The sequence below is a fragment of the Kordiimonas aestuarii genome (genome assembly GCF_025574465.1).
GTDB lineage: Bacteria > Pseudomonadota > Alphaproteobacteria > Sphingomonadales > Kordiimonadaceae > Kordiimonas > Kordiimonas aestuarii.
In genome coordinates, this window is record NZ_JAOBPP010000019.1 from 361,866 (window position 1) to 372,500 (window position 10,635).

The following is a 10,635-nucleotide window of genomic DNA, read 5'->3' on the forward strand; positions in this document are numbered from 1 at the left end:
TTGGCGGGGGCTTTTGCCACCCGCCAATCAGCCTCCGGGCTGGAAACGTGGGCGGATACCGTATAAACTGAAGCCAAATTAAACGTACCAAAGGAAGACCAGTGGGCCATACACATGCGCATGACCATAGTATTTGCATCGAGACCGCTCTTGCGGAGGCGGAGCGCCTGTGTGCGGAACGCGGGTCCCGCTTTACAGACCTGCGGCGTCGTATCCTGAAGATGATCTGGCAAGGCCACAAGGCGGTGAAGGCCTATGACCTTCTTGACCAGTTGGCCAACGAGGGCGGGTCGGCAAAACCGCCGACGGTATACCGCGCGCTGGACTTCCTGATGGAGGAAGGGCTTGTGCACAAGATCGAGTCGCTCAACGCCTATATCGGCTGCCCACATCCGGGGGACAGCCATGTCAGCCAGTTCCTGATCTGCGATAAATGCGAGACAGTGAAAGAACTCAGTTCGCCTGAGTTGAGCGCCGCTGTGATGAATGCCGCGAAAGAGACGCATTTTACCATTCGTCGCCAGACACTTGAACTGCACGGTGTGTGCAGCAATTGTCAACGTGGCCGCGAGGCGGCTTGACGACGGTTGCTCTTGAGGGCATTGCCGTCGCAAATCTGTAAAATTCTCTAGTGTTTTGGAACTGGCCCCTTTAAAGGGCTAAGGCCTATGGCTGAACTTGCAAATATATCGGAAGCCGCACGCGCCTTTATGGAAATGGCCGCGCGTCAGGCATCAAGCGGCGAGCTTGACGAAGCGGAGAACACTGTACGCTCTGTGCTTCGTTTTGCGCCTTTGCATGCTGCGTCCTGGCGGCTGCTGGGTGATATATTGTCGGCCCGTCCCGGCAAGCGTGCCGATGCCGCCGACGCCTATGCCCGCGCGTTGGAACTTGACCCCTTTGACGAACAAGCCGAAGGGGGCAAACAGCGGCTTGGCGAGCGGGAGACGGCTGCTCCCACAGAGCGGCACGTTGAGCGTGTTCTGACGCTTCCCCATATGGCCCCTGCCGATGGCAAGGAAAGTGCGATTGCTTATGCGCGTGCTTGCGAAACGGCGGAAAAATGGCACGAGGCAAAAGCCGCGTGGGAAAAGGTGCTGACGATCGACCCAAGCGACACATGGGCGTGGTCCCAGCTTGGGCATATTTTGAGTGTAAATTTGCAGGACTTTACCGGCGCGGAAAAAGCTTTCCGTACCGCCCTAGACGAAGACCCGACCGATGACTGGGCGTGGGGCAAGCTTGGTATCATGCTGGCCGATTTTCTAGGAAGGGTGGACGAGGGCCAGGCGATGCTGAGGCAGGCTATCAGCCTTGAGCCCGGCGAATGTTATTACTACGGCTGGCTCGGCTGGTCGCTCTACCGCCAGAGCGAAGACTATGCGGAGGCGGAGAAAGTGCTTGAACAGGCTGTCCGGCTTTGGCCGGAGTATCAGTGGGCGCATTTTCACCTCGGCTTTGTCCGCTACGCGCTTGAAGACCGGCCCAAAAAGGCGGAGCGTGCTTTCCGGCGTGCGCTTGAGCTTGAGCCAGGCGATGTCCCCACTCTTTATAACCTCGCCTGTCTTTATGAGGAACAACTCGCGAAACCTCAAAAAGCACTGAAATATTTTGCCGCTGTTGTGGCGCAGGACAGCCATGACCCATCGCCCTTCAAGCGCATGGGGATATTGTACCACCAGAGCCTGAACGACCCGGCGGAAGCGGTCTCCTGTTTCACACAGGCAGTGGATCGCGACCCGAATGACTATGACCTGCATGTGCGTTTCGCCTGGGTGCTGTGGGAAAAATGCGACCAGCAGGAAGCCGCAATCCGGCATCTCAAGAAGGCGATCGAGTTGGCACCAGGCAACGCCTGGGTATTGACCCACATGGCACAGGCGCAGTTTTTGGGGCAAGGAGACCTGAGCGCGGCCAAGGACTATTTCGAGCAAGCGCTGATCGCTGATCCGAACTATGACTGGGCACATGCTTTGTATGGCTCCTTGTTGTTTGAGGAGGGGGCTGAACTTGAGAAAGCGGAGAAGCACCTGCGGGAGGCTATCCGGCTGAATCCAGGCTATAGCTTCGCGTGGTCACGCCTCGGCCGGCTCATGCTGGCGACGGAAGGGGAGATGCAGGGGGCGTGGAACGCGCTGGTGCAGGCCGTGGACTTGAGCCCGGATAACGTGGACGCCCTGTCCGACCTTTTGTGGCTTGCTGTTTACCGCCTGTTTCGTGCTGACATGGTCGCGGAATACGCAGAGCGTGTTGCCGAGCATCCGGATGCCAGCCCCTATGCGCTCGCGCTGGCAGCCCTTGTTTTAAGGCAGTTGGTGGATAATAGCGCCCCGGTGCTGGACGTGTTGCGCCGAGCTACCGAAATGGCGCCGGAGGATCACTTTGTCTGGCATACATATGGCGAGGTGCTGCTGTATGACCTCGGTGATCTTGAGACAGCGGAAGAAGCCTTGTTGCGCTCGCAGTCGCTTGATCATCAATGCAGCACGCTGGACTGTGACATCGCGCTCGTGCGCTATGCACAGGGCAGGCTGGATGGTGCGCGGGCGCACTTTGAACGGGCACTTGAGATAGACAGCGAGGTCAGCCTCGCCTGGCGTGCCTATGCCTGTTACCTGACTTTCAGCGGTGGCGACGAAACGATGGCCGAGGAAGCTTTTGAACGTGCGGTTGAACTGGAGAAAGACAATTTTGAGCCGTGGGCCGTTTATGCCGGGTTCCTTCGCCAGCAGCCAGGGCGGGACGAAGACGCCGCCATTGCCTATGAAAAAGCCCTTGAGCTTGCGCCTCAGGGCTTGGATCTGGAGGAATGGGCTCGGATTTACCTGTCTCCCATTGTACTGAGTACTTGAGGCTTACCCGTAATCCTTCCGGCTTTTGAGAGTGCCGTTCGGCTCATATGTTTCCCAGACGCCGGTCTTTTTCCCTGTCTTGTAGGTACCACTATCCCATAGCTGGCCGTTTTCGTGAAAGCGTTGCCACTCGCCGTCTTTTTGCTCATCCGCATCAAAGGCGCCGGTTTGCACCAGGGCGCCATTTGCGCGGTACCAGCGCCATTCATCGATGAGCTTGTCATCCTTGCATTTGCCTTCAGCCTTCAGGCTGCCGTCCGCCAGATAATAACGCCAATCACCGGTTTTACTACCGTGATCGAACTCGCCCTCACAGGCTAGGTTGCCGTTCTTGAAACGTTGTTTGAAACGGCCGTCGCGCGGGTTGCCGTCTTCATCGGTACCGGTGATGGCTTTCATGGCAGTGATCTCAGATATGACAACTCGTCATACCGCGTTTAGCCAGATATTGCTGGTGATATTCTTCCGCTACCCAAAATGTCTGGACAGGTTCGATAAGGGTAACGATGTCGCGCTTGAAACGACCGGACGCGGCAAGTTCTTTTTTCTTTTCCGTGGCGATCTCTTTTTGCGCATCATCCTCATAAAACACGACGGAGCGATACTGTGTACCGACGTCCGGACCCTGTCGGTTCCACTCTGTCGGGTTGTGATTGTCAAAAAAGATGTCAACAAGCGCATCAAAGCTTACGACAGCGGGATCGTAGGTCACCTGTACCACCTCTGCATGGCCGGTGGCGTCTGTGCAGACGTCCTTGTAGGTTGGGTTGTCGGTCTGACCGCCCATATAGCCAACAGCGGTGTCTGTTACGCCCTCTGTTATGCGGAAGGTTTCTTCGACGCCCCAAAAACAGCCCGCCCCAAATGTCGCAATTGCCATGATACTGTCTCTTTTTTGCCTTGAGTTACAAACAAACTGATAGTTGTCGGAATATGTGGTTGCGCCGCAGACTTGTCGAGGGGCAATATGGTAAAAATCATGTGTAGAGAGGGGAAGTAGATGCGTTTCTTGTCAATCGCTGTCGCCGCGGTTTCACTGGTGGCAGGTAGTGCCGCCTTTGCGCAGCAAAAGGACATTCCCCAGGATTTACTGGATCTGGATTATCAGCGTTGCATGAAGGATTGTGAACCGGGTTTCGGTGCGGCAACCTGTAAACCGCTTTGTGAATGCACGGTTGCTGAATTCAACAAGCGCCTTGACTTTTCCGCATACCTTGATCTTTCGGCCCAGCTGTCCAGAAATGAACTGTCCCCCAATAATCGCGAGCTTCTGGACGGCGTGGCAAACTATTGTGCGTCGCAGCTTGAGAAATCAGGCGTGCAGGTTGGCGGTCCGACCGCAGGAGCATCAGACCAGTAAGGTCTATGCCGCGTCGTCGATCGGGCGAGGCCTGCCTTTGTCGTTGATGGCGACAAAGATATAGCGCGCTTCGGTCACTTGATGCAGGTCACGGCTGATGCCGCGTTCGGCAAATACTTCAATCTTCACCACAATGGATGACCGGCCGACTTTCTCGATATCTGTATAGATGCTGATGACATCGCCAAGCTCGATGGGCTGGTGAAACTTCATGCCTTCAATCGCAACAGTGGCAACGGCACCGTGCGCGCGCCGGCTGGCGGTGTCGGCTCCGGCAAGGTCCATCTGCGAGAGCACCCAGCCGCCAAAAATGTTGCCATTGACGTTCAGGTCACTGGGCTGCGGAATGGTGCGGATCGTGGCGCGGCGATGTTCTTTCATTCGTGTTTGTCTCCGGTCACATGAAGCGGGGCGAGTTCAATATCATTCGGCATGGTCTCAAGATAAAGCGATCGGCTGGGGAAGGCAAAGCCCGCGCCTGCGTCTTCCACAATTCTTTTTATCTCCAGAAGCAAGCGTTCCTTGATCTCAAGCCATTCCAGCCAATTGGTTGTGCGGGTGAAACAATAAAGCAGGATATCGATGGAGCTCGCATTAAAACTGTCAATGCGCACAAAGGTCGCTGTTTCCTCGGGGCGGACAAAGTCTTCATTCTCGCTGAGGTGTTTTTCAATACCGTCGCGGACCGCTTCAAGCTGTGCGGCGGTTGAGCGGTACTCCAGGCCTATAATCCACTTGATGCGCCGGAACGTCATGCGGGAGAAATTTGTGACCGCCTGGTCGGACAGCTTTGCATTGGGCACAAATACCGGGGCCTTGTCGAAGCGCCGTACCGTGGTTGTACGAAAACCGATCTGTTCGACCGTGCCCTCGACCACGCCATCAACAAGAATCCAGTCTCCCGGGTGGAAACGCCGTTCGCCAATGACAAAGAGGCCCGAGATCAGGTTTTTGAACAGGTCCTGCGCCCCAAGGGCGACCGCAACACCAAACAGGCCAAGGCCCGCGATCAATGGCCCCACCTCAATGCCCCAGATTTCAAGGATGGCGGCGCCGCCAATCAACGCGAAGGCGACACGTATCGCTTTGGCGAGCCACTGGATCATGGCTTCCGTGAGGAAGCGGTCGGCGCGCTGCAACAGTTCACCTACTGGCGCAGAGGCGCGGAAGAGCGCCCAGAAGATCACAAAGGCAATCAGGGATCGGTTCAGTTTGGAAGCCAGCGCCGCGGATTCGGGGTCAAGTTCCAGATAGGCGGTCGCAAAGAAGGTGCCCAGGACAACCGGAATAAAGCGTATGGGGGCCTCCACTGCCTCAACCACCGCGTCGTCGATCCGGGTATTGGTGCGCTGGGTCCATGCGATAAAGCGGTTGAGGATGAAGCGTGTCAGCAGGTTCCTGAACACCATGAAAAGCAGGAAGATGCCAAGTGCGACTACAATTTGGCCGACGTCAATGCCAAACAGGCCGTTGTGCCAAACATCTTTCACTAGGGCGAGGAAATCTTGCCAGTCTTCGGTTTTCACTCACTATTCCTATTCACGCTTGGTCCGCGTCATCATCCCTGTTCAGATTATGGACCTTTTCATCATGGCCATGTTTATTACTGAAAAACAGCAACGCCATCAGCCCAAAACCGACCAGAAGAGTAAAAATAACACCGATCACCATGGCAGCAACACCGTGGCCTGAGAGGGATACCCCGTCAATTTTACCAAAAACACTCACAACCCAATACCCGGCGAGGCCTAGTCCGATCAGGGCGGCAACAACAGCGATAACATTTTTCATGGCAATATTTCCTGCGCGTGACGCTAGCTTTGCTGAGCTTCAAGCGCTTCGCGAAACTTGCGAATGAGGCGCGCATTGTTGCCCATGTCTGGCGTACCGAGCCTTGATACTGCACGGATGTCAAGAATACTCGCTGCGGCCTTTCCGCGCACACGGACGGTAATCAGGCTTTCAAACCCGAACCAGCGCGACGTTTGTCGTGCCTCGATGGTGCCGCCCGCTTCGTCCGCTTTTACAATCTCCCATCCCAGATCCTGCGCGGCGGCCACAGCGCGCCGGGTGGCGGTGGCCACGCCTTGGGTGATAGTAATGGGCAACAGATCGCGGTAGGTGCTCTTGTCCGCATTATTGCGTGGCAGTGAAGGTGCGCGCTCAGGCAGTTCGCGTTGGAGCGCACTGAAGGCAGGTGGATCCGCGGGGTTGGTCGTGACATCATAGCCCCTGTGTGTCTGCGACATCCAGCCTTCGAAGGTCCAACTCAGGTAGCTGAGCGGCACGATGATGACAATGGCGGCAATGGCCCGCCAACTGATGCGCACACGCGGGCTGGCGCTGCCGTGTATGATGCCGACCAGGGCAAAGGCTGCCGCAACCACAACAAGGCGTGTTGCCACATGCAGGAGTTTGGCGCGCAGTTCCATATCGCTTGGGTCAAGGAATGCGGGGTTCAGAACGTCAATGCGGAACGCGGGTCCAGCGACAACAAAGGCGATCGCGGCGAGACAAGCCGTGACGAAACTGAGGGTGGAGAAAATCGAAGGTTTTCGCTCGCCCTTTTTAAAGAATATCCGTGACATACGCTATACGCTCCCCCGTATTCGTGCCGGTCCCGCTGCCTCTGTCTACAATTGCCCCGCCTCCTTGTAGCGCAGCGCGACGCCAAGGAAAAGGGGGGGGAGGAGATGTTTTTTAAGCTAAGCCTTTCTTTTCCTGCGCTTCCTTTTGCCTATGGTGCTGAAAAGAGGCATACTGATTGGCAGTCTTTCCGAGTAGTACACAGACCCACGCGGCCTTGCCCAAAGACCGTGCTTTACTGAAGGAGACGCATATGAAAGTCGGTCAAATCCTCGACTACAAAGGCCACGACGTTATTTCGCAGGAAGCGGGGTGTACTGTCCTTGAAGTTGCCAAGCTGTTGGGGGAACGCCGGATCGGCGCCGTGCCGGTAACCAAAAGTGGCAAGCTTGTCGGCATCATTTCGGAGCGCGATATTATGCGCGGGCTAGCAATCCGCGGGGGCGGTGTCCTGGCGGACGATATCTCAACGCTGATGACAAAGTCTGTTTTCACCTGCTCGCAGGATGATACGGTCCAGCACCTGATGGGCATGATGACGGAACGGCGTATCCGCCATGTGCCTGTGACGAAAGGCGGCGACCTCATCGGCATGATCTCAATCGGCGACGTGGTCAAGGTGCGCATGCAGGAAACTGAGCAGGAAGCAGAGGCGCTGAAGGAATATATTGCGTCAGCTTAAGCCGTCTGGCTTTGTTTCGCCAGGTTACAGACACGTTGGGCGTTGCTGAGCCAGGTATACCCGCGCGTGTCTATCTTTGCTTGTGCCGCGCGCCCCAGCGATTGCCGTTTGGCAGGGTCCGCAATTAGCTGACGAATGTGGGCCTGGGCGGCCTCATAATCGTCAGGAGGGAACAGCAACGCATCACGCTCATGGTCCAGTATCTCACAGATATTGGCCTGCGACGGTGCGACGATAGAAAGGCCTGCTGCCATATATTCAAAAAGCTTGAGCGGGCTTGCATATGCGGTGACCGCCGGTTGCAAGGCGATATTCATTGCAGCCAAGTGTTCCGGTATGTCGGCCCGGTCGACAAAACCGGCAAAATGCACCCTGTCTTCTACCTTCAGGCCGCGTGCCGCGGCACGGCAACCCTGGATGGCCGGGCCATCCCCCACGATCAGCAGATGGGGCGCCTTGTTACCCCGGTAGTCAGCGATAAGCCGGATCATCTCATCGAGTTTGTGCCACTCGCGGACGAAGCCTGTGAAGCCCAATACAACATTGTCTCCAAGGCCGTATCGCTCTCTGACGGTCTGTCCGTTGTTGTTTTCATAGGCCGTTTTATCGATCCCGTTGTGCAGGACGGTTATTCTCTCACGCTTGGTGCCGGCTTTCTCAAGGATTGCTGCCAGCACCTCACTAACCGGCAAGGCGTGGTCTGCTTCCCGCCAGGTATGTTTCTCAAGCTTGGTGGCGAAAGACTTCAGGTGCAGGCCTGCATATTTTGTCCGCTCGGCAGCGAGCGGAGCGTTTACCTCAAGCATATGGAGTACACCGGTCTTTTTCCTGAGCCATCCACCGCTTGGCAGGAAAAGATTGTGACGTTCGTAAAGGAAATCGGGCTGAAACTCCTTATATGCTTTTAGAAGTTTGCGGTAAGCCCTGATGGCATAGAGATATTCAAGTGTCTCTGATACGAATCCGGGCATGACACGCCGGAATATGGCGAGCGCTTTGTTTTCCTGACCGAACGCCTTGGGGCGCAACGATGGGCCGATGATTTTTACCTCATGACCGAGGCTGCGGAACGCGTGGACCAGTTCCGTGATATGCACCGCCTGGCCGTCCTGTGCTGCGACGCGGTGGTGATAGAGAATTTTCACAGCGGGCTGCTCCCTATTGCAGGTGGCTCAGTGGTTGATCCGGTGGCTGACGACCGAAAGGGCGTCTTTGAGCTGCGGCAGCGCAAGGTCGAACGCTGCTTCGCCTTCCTCGATCAACTCGCTCGCGCGGTGAAACTCCATCAGCCCTATGTGGCCGACGCGTGGACAGATGGATACGTCAGGCGGATCGCCGGCGAGGCGGGACCGTGAAAGGCGATTTTGCATGATATTGAGGCTTGCCATCAGGTTTGCGAACAGGCTGGGTGCGTCTTTCTTGTGGCCAAAAATCTTGCGAAACAGGGATGATTTCTGCTCGCGGATCAGGCTGGCGCTATGATCGCTCTGTTCGGCGAAAACGCCATATTCATCGACCTTGAGGACACCGTCCACCTGCGCCCGTTTGCGACCATAAAGGTCTTCGGACAGGTTGACAGCGATGACGATGTCGCATCCAGCGGCACGACAGACAGAAACCGGTACCGGGTTCACAAGCGCGCCGTCAACCAGCCAGCGGCCATCCCTTTTTTGCGGCTCGAAAATGCCGGGGATGGCGAAACTTGCCCGAAGCGCGCTCGACATTTCCCCCTCATCAAGCCAGATTTCATGGCCGCTTTTCAGTTCGCAGGCAACGGCTGTGAACGGAATATTCATCTGGCTGAAATCCACGTTGCCGAATTTTTCTTCCATAAGGCTGTTGAGCTTGTCACTGCCAAAGAGCCCGCCGCCAAACCGCAGGTCAAGCAAGCGGAAGAAGTTGTATTCCTTAAGGCTGCAGGCCCATTCCTCGACCACGTCAAGGCTGCCGCTGGCATAGGCACCGCCAACGACCGCGCCAATCGATGTGCCCGCGACAACGTCAATGGGGATACCTTCGGCCTGAAGCCGTTTGATCACACCGATATGCGACCAGCCACGCGCAACGCCAGCACCCAGCGCGAGCCCAATCTTCGGGCGTCTCGGGGCTGGTGGGTGAGATGCTTCAGACGGGTCCGGCGTTTCGGTGATGCCCTCTGCGGCGGAATGGGTTTTATCACTTTTCAAAATGCCAAGCATGATAATAGTAAGCCTTTACACGAGTTGGCCCCAACTTGGGGAAAAGGGAAGGCAAAGGCAAGGGGTATGAAGGGGCTTCTGGGTGTTACTCATGTTTTTCATACCCGAGAATATCACCTGGCTGGCAGTCGAGATAGTCGCATATGGCTTCAAGCGTCGCAAAGCGCACTCCCTTGACTTTACCGGACTTGAGCAGGCTGAGGTTTGCTTCGGTGATGCCGATATGAGCGGCGAGATCCTTTGACTTGACCTTGCGTTCCGCCAGCATGACATCCAGTCTTACAACGATGGCCACGGCCTTACCCCCTACACAATTTCATTGAGTTCTTCACGTTGCGCACGGCCTACCCGCATCATGTGTGCGATGGCGAGGGCCATCAGCGCCGGGATCAGGCCGAGAAGATCGCCGCTTTCAAACGAAATCATCAGGGCGCGCTTTCCAGGGGCATTTGTGGCGGTCATTACCAGTACGAGCGCGGTCTGGCTGAGCCAGCTTGCCAGAGCGTGCCACAGCAGCAGTTTGCCCGCGCGCGCGCAGTATTGTTCTGATACAGCGTTGAACCAGTCACCACGTTCAGCCAGACGGATAAGCGGCAACAGGCAAAGGAGAGCCAGTGAGAACAGGACGGCTGGTATCAGGGTAATTGTCAGCCCCAGCAGATGTTGCCACCAGCTCAGGCGCTCGAAGCCGCCATATTTCTCAACAAGAAGGTCTCCACCAACATGCCTGAAGGTTTCCGGGCTCGCCCACATCCACAAAATGGGCACAATCACGACGATAATGGATATATAGATCAGCCACCTGAGGGCGATCAGGCTGGGGATTCTCTTTGTTTTTTCAGATTTTACCATTGCTAACTCGCTTTGTGGTGATTCTATAAAATTATTGTTTTGCAGAAATTTATTATCTGGTAATGATATCGCGACCGTAGCAGAAAGGAAAGCCAAGATGAAAGG

Annotated in this window: 15 protein-coding genes (1 of these 15 cut by a window edge); 5 read left to right on the forward strand and 10 right to left on the reverse strand. The window is 56.0% G+C overall.

Annotation, left to right across the window (positions count from 1 at the left end; all coding sequences use genetic code 11):
- Positions 1-101: 101 nt before the first annotated feature.
- Entirely contained in the window at positions 102-581 is a 480-nt protein-coding gene (locus tag OEU85_RS09150; RefSeq protein ID WP_262691175.1) for a transcriptional repressor, read from the forward strand.
- Positions 582-668: 87 nt separating this feature from the next.
- Positions 669-2,852 (forward strand): tetratricopeptide repeat protein, encoded by a 2,184-nt coding sequence (locus OEU85_RS09155; protein WP_262691176.1) that lies wholly within the window; start codon positions 669-671, stop codon positions 2,850-2,852.
- Positions 2,853-2,855: 3 nt separating this feature from the next.
- Here OEU85_RS09155 and OEU85_RS09160 read toward each other — a convergent pair whose 3' ends face one another.
- Both OEU85_RS09160 and msrA read right to left on the reverse strand, forming a co-directional pair.
- Positions 2,856-3,251 (reverse strand): toxin-antitoxin system YwqK family antitoxin, encoded by a 396-nt coding sequence (locus OEU85_RS09160; protein ID WP_262691177.1) that lies wholly within the window; start codon positions 3,249-3,251, stop codon positions 2,856-2,858.
- Positions 3,252-3,261: 10 nt separating this feature from the next.
- Complete coding sequence (gene msrA, locus OEU85_RS09165) at positions 3,262-3,732, reverse strand: peptide-methionine (S)-S-oxide reductase MsrA (RefSeq protein ID WP_262691178.1); 471 nt, start codon at positions 3,730-3,732, stop codon at positions 3,262-3,264.
- Positions 3,733-3,852: 120 nt separating this feature from the next.
- Here msrA and OEU85_RS09170 point away from each other — a divergent pair, with 120 nt between their 5' ends.
- Positions 3,853-4,212, forward strand: a complete 360-nt coding sequence (locus OEU85_RS09170) for a hypothetical protein (RefSeq protein ID WP_262691179.1) — start codon at positions 3,853-3,855, stop codon at positions 4,210-4,212.
- Between the two features lie 3 nt (positions 4,213-4,215).
- Here OEU85_RS09170 and OEU85_RS09175 read toward each other — a convergent pair whose 3' ends face one another.
- The 4 genes from OEU85_RS09175 to OEU85_RS09190 are packed head-to-tail and all read right to left on the reverse strand — an operon-like array spanning position 4,216 to position 6,800.
- On the reverse strand, positions 4,216-4,593 hold the full coding sequence (locus OEU85_RS09175) for an acyl-CoA thioesterase (RefSeq protein WP_262691180.1): 378 nt from the start codon (positions 4,591-4,593) through the stop codon (positions 4,216-4,218).
- The gene (locus tag OEU85_RS09180) at positions 4,590-5,738 is read right to left on the reverse strand and encodes a mechanosensitive ion channel family protein (RefSeq protein ID WP_262691181.1); all 1,149 of its coding nucleotides are present in this window, start codon (positions 5,736-5,738) and stop codon (positions 4,590-4,592) included. Before OEU85_RS09180 ends, OEU85_RS09175 begins: the two co-directional genes overlap by 4 nt.
- 13 nt (positions 5,739-5,751) lie before the next feature.
- The gene (locus tag OEU85_RS09185; RefSeq protein ID WP_262691182.1) at positions 5,752-6,003 is read right to left on the reverse strand and encodes a hypothetical protein; all 252 of its coding nucleotides are present in this window, start codon (positions 6,001-6,003) and stop codon (positions 5,752-5,754) included.
- A 23-nt stretch (positions 6,004-6,026) separates the two neighbouring features.
- Positions 6,027-6,800 carry a DUF1499 domain-containing protein gene (locus OEU85_RS09190; protein WP_262691183.1) on the reverse strand — a complete coding sequence of 258 codons (774 nt, stop codon included), beginning with the start codon at positions 6,798-6,800 and terminating at the stop codon, positions 6,027-6,029.
- A 251-nt stretch (positions 6,801-7,051) separates the two neighbouring features.
- Between OEU85_RS09190 and OEU85_RS09195 the strand changes: the two genes are divergently transcribed.
- Entirely contained in the window at positions 7,052-7,480 is a 429-nt protein-coding gene (locus tag OEU85_RS09195) for a CBS domain-containing protein (RefSeq protein ID WP_262691184.1), read from the forward strand.
- Here the strand turns inward: OEU85_RS09195 and OEU85_RS09200 are convergent.
- From OEU85_RS09200 to OEU85_RS09215, 4 genes are all read right to left on the reverse strand, one after another.
- The gene (locus OEU85_RS09200) at positions 7,477-8,625 is read right to left on the reverse strand and encodes a glycosyltransferase family 4 protein (RefSeq protein ID WP_262691185.1); all 1,149 of its coding nucleotides are present in this window, start codon (positions 8,623-8,625) and stop codon (positions 7,477-7,479) included. The genes OEU85_RS09195 and OEU85_RS09200 overlap by 4 nt on opposite strands.
- A gap of 27 nt (positions 8,626-8,652) precedes the next feature.
- Positions 8,653-9,678 carry a patatin-like phospholipase family protein gene (locus tag OEU85_RS09205; protein ID WP_317277420.1) on the reverse strand — a complete coding sequence of 342 codons (1,026 nt, stop codon included), beginning with the start codon at positions 9,676-9,678 and terminating at the stop codon, positions 8,653-8,655.
- Between the two features lie 85 nt (positions 9,679-9,763).
- On the reverse strand, positions 9,764-9,973 hold the full coding sequence (locus OEU85_RS09210) for a helix-turn-helix domain-containing protein (RefSeq protein ID WP_262691186.1): 210 nt from the start codon (positions 9,971-9,973) through the stop codon (positions 9,764-9,766).
- An 11-nt stretch (positions 9,974-9,984) separates the two neighbouring features.
- Positions 9,985-10,530 (reverse strand): hypothetical protein, encoded by a 546-nt coding sequence (locus OEU85_RS09215; RefSeq protein ID WP_262691187.1) that lies wholly within the window; start codon positions 10,528-10,530, stop codon positions 9,985-9,987.
- A 97-nt stretch (positions 10,531-10,627) separates the two neighbouring features.
- Here OEU85_RS09215 and OEU85_RS09220 point away from each other — a divergent pair, with 97 nt between their 5' ends.
- Positions 10,628-10,635, forward strand: partial view of a hypothetical protein gene (locus tag OEU85_RS09220; protein WP_262691188.1) — the 5' portion only. Its footprint extends 733 nt past the window's final position; 8 of the gene's 741 nt are visible here — the first part of the coding sequence; it begins with the start codon at positions 10,628-10,630; the stop codon falls past the right edge of the window.

Excerpts from the sequence above, each read along its gene's own strand:
- OEU85_RS09170 (WP_262691179.1), top strand. The coding sequence starts at position 3,853 with ATGCGTTTCTTGTCAATCGCTGTCGCCGCGGTTTCACTGGTGGCAGGT.
- OEU85_RS09215 (WP_262691187.1), bottom strand. The coding sequence starts at position 10,530 with ATGGTAAAATCTGAAAAAACAAAGAGAATCCCCAGCCTGATCGCCCTC.
- OEU85_RS09195 (WP_262691184.1), top strand. The coding sequence starts at position 7,052 with ATGAAAGTCGGTCAAATCCTCGACTACAAAGGCCACGACGTTATTTCG.
- OEU85_RS09205 (WP_317277420.1), bottom strand. The coding sequence starts at position 9,678 with ATGCTTGGCATTTTGAAAAGTGATAAAACCCATTCCGCCGCAGAGGGC.
- msrA (WP_262691178.1), bottom strand. The coding sequence starts at position 3,732 with ATGGCAATTGCGACATTTGGGGCGGGCTGTTTTTGGGGCGTCGAAGAA.
- OEU85_RS09155 (WP_262691176.1), top strand. The coding sequence starts at position 669 with ATGGCTGAACTTGCAAATATATCGGAAGCCGCACGCGCCTTTATGGAA.
- OEU85_RS09175 (WP_262691180.1), bottom strand. The coding sequence starts at position 4,593 with ATGAAAGAACATCGCCGCGCCACGATCCGCACCATTCCGCAGCCCAGT.
- OEU85_RS09190 (WP_262691183.1), bottom strand. The coding sequence starts at position 6,800 with ATGTCACGGATATTCTTTAAAAAGGGCGAGCGAAAACCTTCGATTTTC.
- OEU85_RS09160 (WP_262691177.1), bottom strand. The coding sequence starts at position 3,251 with ATGAAAGCCATCACCGGTACCGATGAAGACGGCAACCCGCGCGACGGC.
- OEU85_RS09185 (WP_262691182.1), bottom strand. The coding sequence starts at position 6,003 with ATGAAAAATGTTATCGCTGTTGTTGCCGCCCTGATCGGACTAGGCCTC.